This is a genomic window from Paenibacillus sp. FSL H8-0315, assembly GCF_038005365.1.
GTDB lineage: Bacteria > Bacillota > Bacilli > Paenibacillales > Paenibacillaceae > Paenibacillus_AQ > Paenibacillus_AQ odorifer.
Genome location: NZ_JBBOTA010000001.1, coordinates 5,743,879 through 5,759,930, shown reverse-complemented (window position 1 = coordinate 5,759,930; position 16,052 = coordinate 5,743,879). Strand labels below are relative to the sequence as shown.

Genomic DNA, 16,052 nt, shown 5'->3' with positions numbered 1-16,052 from the left:
TTCACGAAGGTTAAATATGTACGGGGAGGGTTCGCAATAATTTACAATCGGGCTTTTTCTATTGTCCCCGCGCGTCTGCGGCAAGAATTGCTTCCAGCACATCCACAGCTTGAACTTCAAAGGGCATATTCCAGATGGGGCTATCCTCAGAACAGCTAGCTTCCGCCACCATCATCAATGGATCAATATCCTTACTGGTAATTCCAAGATCGTTGAGAGTAACGGGAAGACCGATTTTTTTGCAGAAACCAATCACCTGATCAATCTCTTCATATGGTGCTTTCTCCAGTACAAGCTGAACGATCGTAGCAAAAGCAACCTTTTCACCATGAAGAGTATTCCTGCATTCCTCATGCAGCGTCAATCCATTATGAATCGCATGCGCCGCAGCAAGTCCTCCACTTTCAAACCCAATGCCACTCAAGTAAATATTGGCTTCAATGATATGTTCCACCGCAGGAGAGGTGATGCCTTGCTTAACATCTTTTAATGCCGTTTCACCCTCTGCAAGAAGGGTATCCAGACAGGCACGAGCTAATGAAAGGGCTGCAATTGTGCTAGTCCCACCTGCGTGTGTAATTGCCCCAGATTCTCGACAAGCTCTTGCTTCGTAAAAAGTGGACAAAGCGTCTCCCATTCCGGCAACAAGTAATCTTGCAGGAGCTTTAGCAATGATATCGACATCTACGATAACCAGATCAGGATTTCTTTTTAATGGAAGATAACAGTCAAAGTCTCCCTCATCCGTATACAACACTGATAAAGCACTGCAAGGTGCATCCGTTGAAGCCACTGTGGGTACAATAACTACCGGGAGGTTACTCATGTGGCTTACTGCTTTTGCCGTATCTAAGGTCTTGCCGCCGCCAATCCCTATAATGACTTCGGTATCCTTCAAGCCAAGTGCTGCAACTATCTCATTGACCTGATTACGGCTACACTCGCCCTTGAATTCACACATCACTAGTGGCATTTCGTTCATTTCAAAACTGTATGTGATCTCTTTTTTGTACACAGAGAAAATATAAGGATCAATAATGGCATAAGCTCTTGTCGCTCCTAGCTGCAAACAATAATCTCCCAGCTTACGAATTTCACCATGTCCTTGTATATATTTAGTCGGTGAGCAGATGATCTGCGTCATGGTTTCACTCCTCCTTTTGTTTACATTCATTTTAGAAGGATTGACCACATTCAGCTATTAAAAAGATCCCTTTAACCACCAGCTTAAATGAATCCACCATTCACACGGATCGTTTGCCCTGTAACCCACTGTGATTCTTTACTGGCTAAGAACAACACAATGCTTGAGATATCCTCAGGCTCGCCTAAACGTCCAAAGGAATTCATATTCCCCACGGTCGCAATCTCTTCCGCTGATTTCCCTACGGTAAATAACTCCGTATTCACAGGTCCAGGTGAAACAGCATTGATAGTGATTCCTTTTCGTCCAAATTCTTTGGCCAGCTGACGAGTGATTTGTTCCACTGCTCCCTTAGTTCCTGCATAGACGCTGTAGGTCGGGAACATTTGACCCGTAACGGAAGTTGAAAAATTGATAATCCGTCCGTTATCATTCATATATTTAGCTGCTTGCTGGCAAGCAAAAAAGGTGCCTTTTACATTTATCGCAAACTGCTTGTCGAAATCTTCTTCCGTCATATTTAGTATCGGCTTCGTAATCATAATCCCGGCGTTATTGACGAGAATGTCGAGTTGTCCATAGGCTTCTAGTGTGGTTTGGAATAATTGTTCAAGTTCTGCCACCTGGCTGATGTCTGCCCGAATAGCGACGGCCTCTCCACCCTTCAGGTTAATACCGGTTACGACTTCCTCTGCTTTGCCGGGGTTACTCGAATAGTTAACTACCACCTTCGCACCCTGTTGTGCCAAGTTCTCCGCAATCTCCCGGCCCATGCCTCTCGATGCACCTGTTACTAATGCTACTTTTCCAGCTAAATTCTGATTCATAATTACTCCTCCTATCACTTTGTCCTTCTTGTTGGTCTGATTATAAATCGATCAATTACAAATTACAAGTGACATTTTTTTATATTTGTCATTTGAATTTATTTTTTCACATATTTCACAACAGTTACTCGATTCAGCCTAATTACGGGATTTATACCGTTCATTCGCCGCTAGTCGCTCAATTCAGCCTAATCTACGGGATTTATACCGTTCATTTGCCGCTAGTCGCTCCATTCAGACTAAACAGCGGGATTTATACCGTTCATCTGCTGCTAGTCGCTCAATTCAGCCTAATCAACGGGATTTATACCGTTCATTCGCCGCTAGTTGCTCGATTCAGCCTAATCTACGGGATTTATACCGTTCATCTGTTACTAGTCACTCGATTCAGACTAAACTGCGGGATTTATACCGTTCATTCGCCGCTAGTCGCTCAATTCAATCATATCTACGGGATTTATACCGTTCATCTGCTAGCAAATCGCTTAATTCAATCAAATCTACGGGATTTATACCGTTCATTTGCTGCAAGTCGCTCCATTCAGACTAATCTACGGGATTTATACCGTTCATTCGCTGCTAGTCCCTCGATTCAGCCTAATCTACGGGATTTATACCGTTTATCTGCTGCAAGTCGCTTAATTCTGACCAATCAACGGGATTTATACCGTTCATCTGCTGCTAGTCGCTCGATTCAGCCTAAACTGCTAGATTTATACCATTCATCTGCTGCTAGTCACACAATTCAATCAATTCAACGGGATTTATACCGTTGATCTGCCCCTAGTTGCTCAATTCAGACTAATCTGCGGGATTTATACCGTTCATTTACTGCTAGTCCCTCGATTCAGCCTAATCTACGGGATTTATACCGTTCATCTGCTGCAAGTCGCTTAATTCTGACCAATCAACGGGATTTATACCGTTCATTTGCCCCTAGTTGCTCAATTCAGACTAATCAACGGGATTTATACCTCTTTAAGACACAAAAAAACCTCCTGAATATCAGAAGGTTTTAAGTAGATGTTACAAAGAAATCCCGGAAATAATCAAATCCCAAACGGAGGCGAAATCCTGATCAATCGTAGCCGACTGCCACTCTATAGCATGTGCTGGATGATGATACCGCGAAGTAGCATTAAAAATTGCTCTAGCCGTTACCACTGGTTCCACCACTCTATACTCTTTGGATTGTATGCCTTGTTCAATAATGCCTGCGATTTGCCCAATTAATTGATCTACGTGTAGGGTAATCATATCCACCGCTTCTAAAGTTACAGCTGCGTACATAGCAAACATTTCGGCATCATCCACAGCATAGGTGCGTTTACTACGAATCAGCGTGTCCATCCATAATCGGAGCTGCTCTTTGGCATTCCCATCAAAATGCTCTGAAATATTCTTTAAAGGCTCTGAAATATTATACTGCAACCATCTTTCGGTTACGGCTTCTCGCAAAGCAGATTTACTGGAAAAATGTCTATACAACGTACCATGACTTACTTTAAGCACCTTCGCTACATCTACAACAGAAGTCTTGTCCGGGCCAAAACGCCGGAGCACTTGTTCAGCCGCGTCCAAAATGTTTTCTTTTGATAATGGAAGATCATTCGACATATGTATTCCCCTCGCTCTATCTCTGGTGGTAATTATCATAGCATATTATGTCCAAAAACGAACTGACAATATTACCACTTTGTCATTCGTTAAATCATTATCAGTATATACTCGCACCCAATTATTAAACTTAGGTCCCAGTATCTTATTTTCCGTAGCCCCCGTACTACATGAATTCGGACTGAGGAGCCCTTATTTTCAAAAATCACCGTAATTCGCCATGCTATCGGACTCCAATGCGGCTATTCACCCAAATCCCCACCTTTTCGGCGTTCTAATATGCTAATAAGAGCTATGCAGTCCGAAAAGTTAGCCAAACACGCTAAATTGAGCAAATAGCTGCAATACGGTCCGTTACGATGAAGAAGCCCAGTATCTAGCAATCCACCTTCTGCCAACCTAACGATTTCGCCAAAAAACCTCCTTGATCTCTCAAGAAGGCGGGTAATATCAGCTGCTTTTTTGCTCAATCCGATCTAGCCTCGTCCTAACAAACTTACCGACATTCGCAATCGCTTGCTGCGCCTCTGGCAGCATATAAGCTAAAAAGTGAAAGACACTCCACATGTTCTCCCATATTTCCAGTTCTACATAAACATCCGCAGCTTGTGCTCGTTCAGCCAACCTCGTTGCATCGCTTAACAATACCTCGTGGTCACCTACTTGAACAAGTAAATCAGGTAATCCCTGCAAATCCATCCTTAAAGGAGATAATATAGGAGCTAGTTCTGTCCGAGCACCTAGATAAAATTCAATTATTCGGTTATTTCCTTTTAAGCTGCCTGTTGGATCAAACTCCGCTCGGCTCAGATACGATTCACCATCCAAATGGACGAGATCTGTATGCGGCGAGATTAAAAAAGCACCCGCCGGCAATTCCCCACCCGCATCCCGTATAGTAATCAACGTCATCAGCGCAAGGCTGGCTCCAACAGAATCCCCTCCAAGCACGACATTCCCGGCAGAATATCCATTCGCGAGCAGCCACAGATAAGCGTCTATACAATCTTCATTAGCAGCCGGATAAGTAAACTCTGGTGCCAAGCGATATTCAATGATTAGGATCTTCGTGCCACTAGATTTTGCAATTCGTGTAACCAAATCCCGATAAAATTCACAAGTCCCCGAAATAAAACCCCCACCGTGGAAATAAAGGATCACTTCATCAGCGAGTAGAGCAGAATTCACAGGAATAATCCACTCTCCGCTTAAGGGTCCAATCATGACCCGCTCGACGATAACATCCGTAGGACTGGGCATGTTCACAGCCGTCGCATCCATCTCCTGCCGTATTTGCCCGATAGACTTGCTATCCCATCGGTTGCTTTGTCGCAAATAATCTTTGATCGCTGCAAGCTGCTCTGTACTTGTCTTTTCCATCTCGTAAATCCCTCCTACAATTTTTTTCAACTCAGATTGTAAAGTCTGTAGGAGACTACAAGGTCAAGTTAAGAATCCATTTTTAGGATTTCGAGCGTGGACTGTACGCCTGGGTGTTTATCTGTGGCTAACAAATTTTTCCTCAAATCTGCGAGGGCTGTTAGTTTTATTTCCTGTTTTGCAATTTCGCCACGAACTCGATCCATTTTCTTATCCACAACAGTTACAAAATCAGCAATACTAATGCCGCTGCTTTCAGATTTAGTGAGTGCCTTCTTGATTTCCTTTAAAGTGAAACCACACAGTTTAGCATTATGTATAAAAACAAGGCGGCTAAACACCTCATCCGAATAAAGACGATAACCAGCTTCCGAACGTAAGGGAGTGCTAATTAATCCGAGCTCTTCATAATACCTTAACGTCTCCATATTCACATTCGCCATTTTGGCAATTTGGCCTCGCAAGTACTCTGTCATAATCAGCGCCCCCTTAGAATCCCCTACATTATACCAAATCCAGAGGCTGCAGAGGACATCAAAAGGACATCAAAGGGACATCAAAAGAACGTCAACAACTACCCAAACTCCTTTTTAAAAACTCCTTATTTACGCACAAAAAAAACGACATTTCTGCCGTTTTCTCATCAATCATTTCCCAATTCACTATACTTCACTTCGAACTGCATTTTTCTGTATAAGCGAAATCTGTCCGGCATGAATACCTGTATGATACATAAGTCTGCCTATCGCTTCAAGCGGTGTAGATATGCCAAAAGCCGACTCCACACTCACATGCCACGCTTCTTCCGGAAGCTCCTGCATCGCAGCAGTTAGATTCTCATTGGAAACAGTCAGCAGATCAACGAGTTCATTCAATGTAGAATATGCCGCCTTGTCGCCTTGAGGATTAGGTCTTCCAAAAAAACACTCTGCGAACATAAACTCAACTTCTGCATTATGCTGAATTAATCCCCCAATCGTAGAGTTCCCTAGCTTAAGGTTAAGATCCTCTTCCGGCAAAGTCTTCACCATTTTATGAAATCGCGTTTGCACCGCTTGCCAGATTGGCAACACTGAAGTGAAAGCCATAGATTATTTGCTCCCTTGTACAGTGGCTTCTTCGTCTTTTTTCTTGTCGATCACCACATGGTTGAACAGGTTCGCATCTACGTCGATGTCAAAGGCCAAGCCAAAACCAACAACATAACGCCCTTGGAGAGGGGTCAATTCAAACAATGAAAAATCCAATCCACGCAGCAAATTCACCATTGCCGCCCCATGATCAGCATTAAACAATTCAAAGATCTCCTCATGCCCGTCATTCCCGATATTGCTTGATGTGCAATTCCACCGCACACGTTCCGTTGCAAATTTATTATTCGTCGCAGACTCATCTGCAATTAGAAGCGCATCTACAAAATCGTTATTTTCCATATATCTGTAATGCTCGGCGATCTTACTAATGTAGATATACAGCTTGCCTTCATGCTTAACAAAAGGAGCATAGCTGATAAAAGGTTTTCCTTCGTCATCAATCAAGCTCAAAATCAGATTTTTACGATTCGCAATAAATTGCAAATAGTTTTCTTTATTTTTTTCAACATCTACAGGCTTCTTCATTATAAAATCCCTCCATTAATAGGTTATGTAATCTAGCCACGAATCTAACGAACGGTACTTAGCAAATGAATACGAGGTTTCGTCTCTGTAGGAACATATTGAACTTCGGCATCCATTCGGTATATATCCCGGATCATATCGGTTGTCATAACTTCATTTGGTGTCCCATACATCGCTTTTTCACCCGCCTGCACCACAACAATACTATCACTATAGGTAGAGGCTTGATTGAGGTCATGCAACACCATCACGACAGTCATTCCCATGTCTTGATTTAGCTCACGTACTAACTCTAGAACTTCATGCTGATGCGAAATATCCAAGTAAGTGGTCGGTTCGTCAAGCAACATAACCAAAGGACGCTGCGCCAAGGCCATAGCAATCCAAGCACGCTGTGATTCACCACCGGATAACGAGGAAACGGCTCGATCCTTATAATCCTTTAAATGTGTCTTCTCCAGTGCCCAGTCGACAATGTCCATATCCTCATGATTTAATTTTTCGAACCATTTTTTATGTGGATACCTTCCATAGGAGACGAGATCGATCACAGTCATATCATTAGGTGCTTGGTTCTTCTGGCTCAGCATACACATTTTTCGAGCGACTTGTTTGGCAGTCATAGACTTTAGATCCGTACCATCGAGTGTGACCGCACCCGTATGATATGGAATTAGCCGTGATACCGCCTTAAGCAATGTAGATTTACCTGAGCCGTTTGGTCCTATAATCGAGACGATTTCACCCTTTTTTACGGAAAAAGAGAAGTTGTTAATAATGTTTTTCTGCTCATACCGAATCGAAATAGAATCGACAGTAAACATGTTAGAACGCCTTCTTTCTCATCAGGTATAGAAAATAAGGTCCACCGATCACCGCCATAAGGATACCCGCAGGAATATCTAAAGGTGCAAATAGGGTACGTCCACCTGTATCTGCTATCAACAATACCAATGCACCAAGTCCCATACTCATCGGCAAAAGAAATTTATAGTCTGAACCCACCAACAATCGAGCCATATGTGGCACAACAAGCCCTACAAAGCCAATCATCCCAATAGCCGCTACAGAGATAGCCGCTAGAAATACTGCCAGCAAGGAAAGTAGAATACGAATTCGGTCCACATTTTCACCTAAATTCGAAGCTACCTGATCCCCTAAACGTATAATATTCGCCTTGCGGATCGCGAAAAAGGATAAGATCCAGCCTGCTATGGCATACGGGAAAACCATCATCAAGGCATTGTTCCCTTTAGCAGCCAGACTGCCGTTTAACCATTGGACCGCTGCCGGAAGTCTGTCGCTGTACATGATGGTCAGGAGTCCTATTAATCCCCCGCAAAGAGCATTCACAGCAACTCCTGATAAAATAATAGTGATGGGCGAAATACCGGTTCTTCTCCACGCTAATGCATATACAATCCCTGCAGCAATTAGTCCACCCACAAAAGCCGCAATTGGAATGAACTCCGTATATTGTGGGGCTGCAAGCATAATGACAAGCACACATGCAGCCGCTCCACTCGTTACACCGGTCAATCCTGGATCAGCAAGTGGGTTGCCCATCACGGCTTGCAGAAGAGCACCTGAAACCGCGATATTTGCCCCAATGATCATCGCCAGTAATACACGCGGCAAACGAATATCCCATATGATGGTCGCATTCACCGCTTTTGCCGCTGAACCAAAGATCGTGCTTAGGATGTCTGGTATAGGAATGTATACTGAGCCTAGTCCAATCGCAATTATAGCGGCAACGAGCGCAAGTGCTAACGTTACAATAACAATAATTCTGCTACGAGATGTATTTATCACTTGCTGTCTCCTTTAATTATTCATAGAAGTATTTTGCAATTTCGGTTAAGGCTGTCTCCGCGTTAATAATCGAAGTGACACCGAATACGCTGTAATCTAGAATGTTGATTTTGTTATTTGCATAAGCCGAAAGCTTTGTCCAAGTTTCATTTTTCTCTATTTCTTTTTTGAACTTATCCTCAGTCGCTCCGTGATCGCCTGAAGCGAGTACGAGAATGATGTCTGGATCAGCGGCTACAATGTTCTCCATATTGATAGGTGAGTAAGTGTCAGTAACTTGCAATACAGAAGTTGCGATGTTATCAGCACCAAGCTTTTTAACCAAGCTACCTAAATAAGATTTCTCACTCATGACCATAAAGGAATCTGCGGTTCCGATTACTAGCAGCACGCTTGGCAGTTCTTTGCCTTCGGCTAATTGAATCAGCTCATTTTCTTTGTTCAAAATCTTTGTTAAAGCAGCATTCATTTCATCTTTTTTATTAAAATAAGTGCCTAATACTTTGAGACTAAGCTTTAGATCCTCGAATGATTCTGTTCTCAAATATGCTTTTTGTAGGTCGATTCCTTCTAGCGATTTGTCCAACGTGCTGCGAAGAGATTCCGCTCCCAGCAGCAAGTCCGGTTCGAGTTTGGTTACTACCTCCAGATCCGGCGCCATAGGTGATCCAATACGATCAATTGTTTCGAAATCAGCAGGGATTGGATTCGTTGAAGTTGGTACACCTACCGGTGTTATGCCGAGCAAATAAAGCATTTCTGTTAACGGTACAGAAGTTGTTACAATACGCTCCGGTACTGTGGCTGGGAATTGGCTTAACGCTTCGTTGAACAATGCTTCATCTACACCATCATTCTCCAGACTGTACACCTTGCCGGCAGCTTCCGCTGTATTTGCTACTTCTGTTGTTTTTGCTGCATTTGCTTCTTTCGATTCATTAGCAGTTGTATTCGTTACCGCTTCATTTTTTGGATTGTCCGCTGTATTTGTAGACGAACATGCAGTCATTGCCGTAAGCGCTGCAATAACCAGTAGTACTAATATTTTTTTCAAAATCTATCCCTCCAAATATGTATATTTATACGTTTCATGTAGTGATAATGATTTTCATTTTCACTTATCGATTCCTATGATAATCGTTATCAATGAGAAGTGTCAAGAATTTTATTTTAATTTTAAATAAGAAGGAATTTCATTATTGTCCGTTGAAGCAGACTAGCATTTCTAATAAAAAAGCCACGCCCTATGGGCGTGACTTCAAATAGTGGTGTATGAAATCCAAGCGTTAGTTAGTAACTCCCGTATTTAATATCCCATAATGAATAAGGTCTACAAACTCATTCTCTTTATAAATATGCTGTAACAAAACGCCTTCTTTCAGCATGCCAGATTTTTGCATAACTCGTCCCGAACCAGGATTTGAAGCAAAGAATCTGGCGTACACTTTGTGATAATGTTTTTCTGTAAAAGCAAAATTAATGACCGCTTTTGTTGCTTCTGTAGCATATCCATTACCCCAGTGTTCCTCGCCTATCCAATATCCAAGCTCGCCATTTCTGTGTGTCCGGTTATTTCTCAAACCTATAGCACCATACAGTTCGTTTGTATTTTTATCAGTAATAGCGAATTCATATGAATTATCATTATTGAACTCAACTTCATGTGTTTCAATCCATGATAATGCACAATCAATAGGGTATGGATAAGGTAGAGTTAATGTACTTTTGTAAACATTATAATTATTGCAGAGCTCACTGACACGCTGTGCATCAGACAATGCAAAAGGTCTTAAAATCAATCTTTCAGTAGTAATTGTTCTCTTCTCTGAATTGTACAATGGTGTCCCCCCGTTAAACTAAATATTATAAAACAAATACAAGCCAGATAAACAGAAAACTTGGCCACCACTGCTTGCCCGCTTTCACAAACAGCCAGCCAAATACCAAAGAAAAAGCAGTAATATACAAGCCGCTTTGCAGACCATGCGTCAAATGACCTAATCCCCAAGTCAGCATTAAACCTATTCCCCCATAAGGAAGAGAAGGATTCTTAAACCATACTTCTCCTGCACGCTGCATTAGCGCAACCAATAGTACAACTAGTACAGCTTCCACAATGTAATATATGTTTTGAACCAAGGCAACCCATATGCCCATAAAACCATGTTCTAACTTGAAGTTTTCATATTCTCTATAAATCTGTGGAATGCTCTCCCCATTAATCCAAAATTCCAGCACTGCGAACAAAAAACTTGATAAAAAAGCTACAATTAACAAAGGAATGACCTTAGAGCTCCAATGAAAAGATATAACCTGTTCAATCATCTTCCTCTTCCTGAACCAAAGTAGAAATATCATAGCTCCTACTGCCCACAATAGGGTAACTATGCTCCAATGAACAACTAGTACGTACCAAGGGCTGACAAAAAAGTCGTCTATATTAAACAAATCCCCCCATAACCATTGATCTAATCCCATGATGAACATATCCATTCCTAACATTAAAAATACAAGCATTCCTAATAAAAAATATTGAATACCTGATATATTCCCTTTTTCTTTCACGAAACCTCTCACCCGCCTTATATATTGTCCATTTTTGTACTATATTCCCAAAATTACGATGCTGAAAGTATGGCATCCCCTCAATCTGTTTGTCTGTAACAAATCACTCACTTGAATCAAAGTTAGAAAAATAAAAAAAACAGCACGCATCGATATAAAATCGACACATGCTGTTTACTATCAGGACTTGTCCAAACTAGAATCTAGCCACAAAAAATTCGCGGTCTGCGGGAACGTTAAAGCTTCTTATAGTAGCTCCACTCTCATCTCTTAAAGTGAGAAGATAAGGTACCGATGTTAAGGTACTAATTGTTGGGAATCTAACTACACCAAATTCGTCAAAATCAGCAGTAACCGTTGTAGTTCCAGCTCTCAATGAAGCTGTCCACCCCGTAGTATCTTTAGGTGTACCCGTTGCATTTGTACCAATAGCAACAACAATAAATCTATCCAGAGTCTGTCTAATTCTCCGTTTCTTTCTTGTAGCAGCTGCTTTCGCTTTTTTAGCCGCGAGAACTTTGCTAGCCATAACAGCTTGCTTGTTAACTGGTTTTTTAATCATTGCCATTTATTTCACCACTTTCTTTTTAGGATACGTTAGTAAATGCAAGAATCGTAAGGTTTGACCTCTCTTTCACCTACAAATCTGAAAATATGTTAAACCCTAGTTTCATAGTTTCGTGTCCACTAGCTCTGCAGTGCATATAATACCTTCAAGAGGTGATTCATTACTAATGAACGGTCAAAAATGGCTAGAGCAATATCATTCGAAAATGCACCATTCCTTGAGAAAAAGAGTTCAACGTTCCTATTATCCAGGACATAAAGCGAATACCATTCCAGTTATCATTAAATTCAAACAAAAAATAACTACAGCCCAGCTACAGTCTTTACAAAAGCATTTAAAATCCCACGACCTTCCGATCAGACATCATCTTCACCTGCTCAATTCGATATCATCCAAAGTTTCAAAGAACTGCCTGAACCGGATGTGCCGCTGGGATGGAATCGAGAAAATTTATTTGGATCAAGTCAAAAAAACATCCCTTAATATAGCCACACCATCCATTGGTTCTACAACCGCTCAAAAGAAAAAGGGGCTTACCGGAAAAGGAATAAACATTGCGATTCTTGATACAGGGGTGTATCGTCACCCTGACCTGTTTCGCCCTGTTAACCGTATAGTTGCTTTTAAAGATTTTATCAATCATAGAAAACAGCCCTATGACGATAACGGCCATGGAACTCATATCGCAGGGGATGCAGCAGGCAACGGATGGATGAGTAAAGGAAAATACAAAAGCCCTGCTCCAGAGGCAGGGATAGTAGGTGTCAAAGTACTAGATAAAAATGGCGATGGATATGACTCCACAATCATTAAAGGAATTGAATGGTGTATTGCGAATCGGAGAAGACTTAATCTTCGTATTCTTTCGATGTCATTCGGGGGTAAGGTGAATCTTCCTTGTTCAGATGATCCACTCTGCCAAGCTGTAGAAAAAGCAATTAAAGCCGGACTTAACGTTGTAATAGCTGCTGGAAACAGCGGCCCGGGACGCAGTACGATTGAATCTCCAGGGATTAGTCCTTCAGCAATTACTGTCGGTGCAGTGGATGACCGTCGCACGCTCACACAAGCGGACGACCGAATCACTTGGTTCTCCAGTCGTGGACCCGCACCGGGAGGAAGGAAGAAACCAGATCTCGTTGCTCCAGGCGAGACGATCATCTCCCTTCGTGCTCCACGATCCAAGCTGGATCGCGAGCTTCCTTATTTGCGGATAGCTAAAGATTACTTTGTGCTGTCCGGTACCAGTGTCTCAACACCTATCGTCTCGGGTGTGATCGCGCAATTACTCCAGAAGAACCCTTCTCTTACGCCTAAGCAAGTAAAATCCATACTAAAAAAGAACACGTATCGCCTTAAACTAAGTCCTAACACAGCAGGATGCGGTGAGATCAATGCGCGGTTTTTATCGTAAATCCGCTTCTTTTTTAAAGGCAGTAATGACGGAAACCGACAAGTCCTCTGTAAATACACCTGTAGGTTCTATTTCTAATAAAGCTGATTTCATATCATCTTCAAAACGTTCTAAGTTATCTCTAAATAATCGCTTAGAAGCATAAGACGTAGAATACAAATTTCCTAGTATCGAATCAACAGTCCAAGTGATGGAATAACTCGGTAATACCTGTCTTTTAACGTCTTTAAAACTGGATCGCTTTACAACATCCTCATGTCTTTCTTGGGGATGTTTATATGTACTTTTTCCGGCTATTCTTTCGTCACCCAACCAGCGTTTCACTACTTCCTCTACCTTTTGTTGCCAAGGTAACGGTTCTTGTTGTTCATTAAAAGTATCAATTACAGCAATACCACCGTTATCATCTAAACTATGATAGAGAACTTCAAGTATGGATTCTCGGTCCATCCAGTGAAACGCCTTAGCCATCATGATGAGACGAAAGGAACCCCAGTCATTGGATAGTTCTTCCGCTCTCCCCTGTTGCCAGCTAACATTCTCAACCCTGTTGTACTGTGATAACAGCTTTGCTTCATCTAGCATCTCTAGTTCAGTATCTACGCCAATGATTTCTTCGAACCAATCCGTAAACCTTAGCGCTAACTGCCCAGTACCACAACCTAAGTCCAGCAACCGGCCCTCTCCGTGAAGTGAGAATTTGTCCACTAGATATCGAATCAGTGAGGACGGATATAGCGGGCGATATCTGGTGTAATAGCTTGCAGTATCTTTGAACAGATCCGGACCATAATCATTCATAGCTGAACTCCCCCTTCTTTTTTACCAAGGACAAAATCATAGCAGATATGTTGTGCAAATAAAAGGCTATCCAGAGCATTCTGGGCAGCCTTTATTTATGTGGATACAGCCCAAAATAATTAAAAATATTGACAATTAACTTCGTTGCATATATGGTTAATTACATAACTAACTAACCAATGAAGTTGGCGGTGAATACATGGGAAACTTAATGGATGATACACGACCGATATTTATGCAGATCGCCGAACGAATAGAAAATGACATCATCGAAGAAACACTGCTGGAGGAATCACAAGTTCCTTCGACAAATCAGTTTGCTGTTTTCTACCAGATCAATCCGGCTACAGCTGCGAAAGGTGTGAATTTGCTTGTGGATCAAGGGATATTGTACAAAAAACGAGGAATCGGTATGTTTGTAGCTTCTGGAGCGCGTGCAGTATTAATGGAGAAGAGAAAAGAACAATTTTATGAACAGTATGTAGTAACCATGATCCGTGAAGCTGAAAAATTAGGAATTACGTTGGATCAATTAACAATTATGATTCAGAGGGGAGACAACAAGTCATGAATGAAGTTGTTGAAATCAAAGGATTGACTAAGTCATACGGAAATGTCACTGCCATCCATGAACTCAGTTTTTCTTTGGAGAAAAACAAGATATACGGGCTTCTCGGCAGAAACGGTGCAGGAAAAACCACAATAATGCATATGATCACAGCTCAGCTTTTCCCCACAAGTGGTGTCCTGAACGTATTTGGTGAACATCCGTACGAGAATAACCGGGTTCTCAGGCAGATTTGCTTCATTAAGGAAAGCCAAAGGTATCCGGACACGTACCGAATCATCGATGTACTGGAGGTATCCGAATTATTTTTTCCAAACTTTGATCGGGAATATGCTCACTCTTTAATCAAGGATTTCAATCTGCCATTAAAAAGAAGAATAAAAAAGCTATCCCGAGGTATGCTCTCGGCTGTAGGAATTGTAGTAGGTCTAGCCAGCCGTGCCCCGCTTACCATTTTTGACGAACCCTATTTAGGACTTGATGCTGTAGCTAGAAGCCTGTTTTACGATCGCCTAATTGAAGATTATGCTGAAAATCCACGCACAGTTGTTTTGTCCACCCATTTGATCGATGAGGTAAGTCAGCTTTTAGAGCATGTTATCGTCATCGACAACGGCAAGCTAATTATTAACGAAGATGCTGAAGCCCTTCGCGGGCAAGCTGTTAAGGTAATCGGCGCGACAGCGAAGATCGAAGATTTTATCGCCGGCAAACAAGTCATTTCCCGCGAGTCTTTTGGCGGATTGCTTACGGCCACCATTATCGGTTTCAACGCGAAAGATCACGCACATGCTGATAAGTTAGGCTTAGAAATCTCACCTGTATCTTTACAGCAATTAATCGTTCATCTCACAAATAAAAAATCTCTAGGAAAGGAAGTGACCGTGTAATGAATCCTACGGCAGGCATGATAAAAATGCATTTCAGAGATAAGTGGTTATGGTTGTATATGCCTTGGGTAATCTTGTTATCCAGCTTCTTGGTAAATGTCATCGTCGCTTCTTTCATCCAAGAACCAATCTATACCGGCGGTCTCGTCTCTATCTTCATTTATATGTTAATCACCGGTATACTCATTTTGGTGCAGACCTTCCCTTTTGCTCTGGGCTTAAGCCAACGAAGAACGGATTATTTCATAGGCACTTCCTTAATGGCTATTATAACTAGCGCCACCTACTCAATTCTCCTCTACCTGCTCGCAATCATTGAAAGCAAGCTTACGGGTGGCTGGGGTTTGGAACTACATTATTTTCATTTGCCCTTTTTAAATGATGGTAATGCCATGGAACAGCTGTGGATGTATTTTGTGCTCTTTCTTAATATGTTTTTTCTGGGGCTAATGATATCCAGCATCTTCCGGAGATTTGGCCGAAGCGGTTTGTTCATTTTCTCAGGGGCTATGTTTATCCTGTGCAGTCTCGGTGTATTATTAATGACCTATAATCAGTGGTGGGTAGACCTCTTCAACTGGTTTGCTGGATATACCGCATTTGAACTTGCTTTGTGGTCCATGCCTTTGACAGTTGTATACGCTCTTTTATCGTTTTTGATGCTGCGTAGAGCAACAGTGTAATTCATTATCCTATAAAAAAACAGGTGTGTCCCAAAAGCCATGCCGGGTGCACCTGTTTTCTTTCGTGTCTTAGACTTTGATCTAGACAACAAACTTTATTGGATTCGAGCATAGTTGCGCGTGCGATGGTACTATCGGATTCTGCGGAGCGAGTAGCTTAG

At 42.0% G+C, this 16,052-nt stretch carries 19 protein-coding genes; 5 read left to right on the top strand and 14 right to left on the bottom strand.

Annotation, left to right across the window (positions count from 1 at the left end):
* Positions 1–58: 58 nt before the first annotated feature.
* Positions 59–1,144: a glycerol dehydrogenase gene (locus MHB56_RS24965; RefSeq protein WP_341144124.1), complete on the bottom strand. Its 1,086-nt coding sequence runs from the start codon at positions 1,142–1,144 to the stop codon at positions 59–61.
* 83 nt (positions 1,145–1,227) lie between these two features.
* Positions 1,228–1,971, bottom strand: coding sequence for an SDR family oxidoreductase (locus MHB56_RS24960; RefSeq protein WP_076186461.1), 744 nt, complete (start codon positions 1,969–1,971; stop codon positions 1,228–1,230).
* A 92-nt stretch (positions 1,972–2,063) separates the two neighbouring features.
* Here MHB56_RS24960 and MHB56_RS24955 point away from each other — a divergent pair, with 92 nt between their 5' ends.
* Positions 2,064–2,747 carry a hypothetical protein gene (locus MHB56_RS24955; protein ID WP_341144123.1) on the top strand — a complete coding sequence of 228 codons (684 nt, stop codon included), beginning with the start codon at positions 2,064–2,066 and terminating at the stop codon, positions 2,745–2,747.
* Between the two features lie 250 nt (positions 2,748–2,997).
* Here MHB56_RS24955 and MHB56_RS24950 read toward each other — a convergent pair whose 3' ends face one another.
* From MHB56_RS24950 to MHB56_RS24900, 11 genes are all read right to left on the bottom strand, one after another.
* Complete coding sequence (locus tag MHB56_RS24950; RefSeq protein ID WP_076195024.1) at positions 2,998–3,588, bottom strand: TetR family transcriptional regulator; 591 nt, start codon at positions 3,586–3,588, stop codon at positions 2,998–3,000.
* A 450-nt stretch (positions 3,589–4,038) separates the two neighbouring features.
* Positions 4,039–4,968, bottom strand: coding sequence for an alpha/beta hydrolase (locus MHB56_RS24945; RefSeq protein ID WP_248549238.1), 930 nt, complete (start codon positions 4,966–4,968; stop codon positions 4,039–4,041).
* Positions 4,969–5,036: 68 nt separating this feature from the next.
* Positions 5,037–5,444 carry a MerR family DNA-binding transcriptional regulator gene (locus MHB56_RS24940; protein WP_076280565.1) on the bottom strand — a complete coding sequence of 136 codons (408 nt, stop codon included), beginning with the start codon at positions 5,442–5,444 and terminating at the stop codon, positions 5,037–5,039.
* A 186-nt stretch (positions 5,445–5,630) separates the two neighbouring features.
* A complete protein-coding gene (locus MHB56_RS24935; protein ID WP_341144122.1) occupies positions 5,631–6,056 on the bottom strand; it encodes a DinB family protein in 426 nt (141 codons plus the stop codon).
* Between the two features lie 3 nt (positions 6,057–6,059).
* Positions 6,060–6,587, bottom strand: coding sequence for a HugZ family pyridoxamine 5'-phosphate oxidase (locus tag MHB56_RS24930; protein WP_076129975.1), 528 nt, complete (start codon positions 6,585–6,587; stop codon positions 6,060–6,062).
* 44 nt (positions 6,588–6,631) lie between these two features.
* Entirely contained in the window at positions 6,632–7,411 is a 780-nt protein-coding gene (locus MHB56_RS24925) for an ABC transporter ATP-binding protein (protein WP_076301194.1), read from the bottom strand.
* A 1-nt stretch (position 7,412) separates the two neighbouring features.
* Positions 7,413–8,402 (bottom strand): FecCD family ABC transporter permease, encoded by a 990-nt coding sequence (locus tag MHB56_RS24920; RefSeq protein WP_051491618.1) that lies wholly within the window; start codon positions 8,400–8,402, stop codon positions 7,413–7,415.
* A 16-nt stretch (positions 8,403–8,418) separates the two neighbouring features.
* Positions 8,419–9,456 (bottom strand): ABC transporter substrate-binding protein, encoded by a 1,038-nt coding sequence (locus tag MHB56_RS24915; RefSeq protein ID WP_081383123.1) that lies wholly within the window; start codon positions 9,454–9,456, stop codon positions 8,419–8,421.
* 232 nt (positions 9,457–9,688) lie between these two features.
* Positions 9,689–10,240, bottom strand: coding sequence for a GNAT family N-acetyltransferase (locus tag MHB56_RS24910; protein ID WP_076280935.1), 552 nt, complete (start codon positions 10,238–10,240; stop codon positions 9,689–9,691).
* A 25-nt stretch (positions 10,241–10,265) separates the two neighbouring features.
* The gene (locus MHB56_RS24905; RefSeq protein ID WP_341144121.1) at positions 10,266–10,967 is read right to left on the bottom strand and encodes a hypothetical protein; all 702 of its coding nucleotides are present in this window, start codon (positions 10,965–10,967) and stop codon (positions 10,266–10,268) included.
* A 196-nt stretch (positions 10,968–11,163) separates the two neighbouring features.
* The gene (locus MHB56_RS24900) at positions 11,164–11,535 is read right to left on the bottom strand and encodes a hypothetical protein (RefSeq protein WP_081383124.1); all 372 of its coding nucleotides are present in this window, start codon (positions 11,533–11,535) and stop codon (positions 11,164–11,166) included.
* Between the two features lie 166 nt (positions 11,536–11,701).
* On the opposite strand from MHB56_RS24900, the gene MHB56_RS24895 reads away from it, so the two are divergent.
* Positions 11,702–12,949 (top strand): S8 family peptidase, encoded by a 1,248-nt coding sequence (locus MHB56_RS24895; protein WP_341144120.1) that lies wholly within the window; start codon positions 11,702–11,704, stop codon positions 12,947–12,949.
* Here MHB56_RS24895 and MHB56_RS24890 read toward each other — a convergent pair.
* Positions 12,941–13,750 carry a class I SAM-dependent methyltransferase gene (locus MHB56_RS24890; RefSeq protein ID WP_076277471.1) on the bottom strand — a complete coding sequence of 270 codons (810 nt, stop codon included), beginning with the start codon at positions 13,748–13,750 and terminating at the stop codon, positions 12,941–12,943. The genes MHB56_RS24895 and MHB56_RS24890 overlap by 9 nt on opposite strands.
* Positions 13,751–13,949: 199 nt before the next feature.
* Here MHB56_RS24890 and MHB56_RS24885 point away from each other — a divergent pair, with 199 nt between their 5' ends.
* From MHB56_RS24885 to MHB56_RS24875, 3 genes are read left to right on the top strand one after another with little or no spacing between them, the layout of a single operon-like run.
* Complete coding sequence (locus MHB56_RS24885; protein WP_036689422.1) at positions 13,950–14,321, top strand: GntR family transcriptional regulator; 372 nt, start codon at positions 13,950–13,952, stop codon at positions 14,319–14,321.
* Positions 14,318–15,208, top strand: a complete 891-nt coding sequence (locus MHB56_RS24880; RefSeq protein WP_341144119.1) for an ABC transporter ATP-binding protein — start codon at positions 14,318–14,320, stop codon at positions 15,206–15,208. Before MHB56_RS24885 ends, MHB56_RS24880 begins: the two co-directional genes overlap by 4 nt.
* Complete coding sequence (locus MHB56_RS24875; RefSeq protein WP_076186438.1) at positions 15,208–15,891, top strand: hypothetical protein; 684 nt, start codon at positions 15,208–15,210, stop codon at positions 15,889–15,891. The genes MHB56_RS24880 and MHB56_RS24875 overlap by 1 nt, the downstream gene beginning before the upstream one ends.
* The last annotated feature ends 161 nt before the right edge of the window (positions 15,892–16,052 follow it).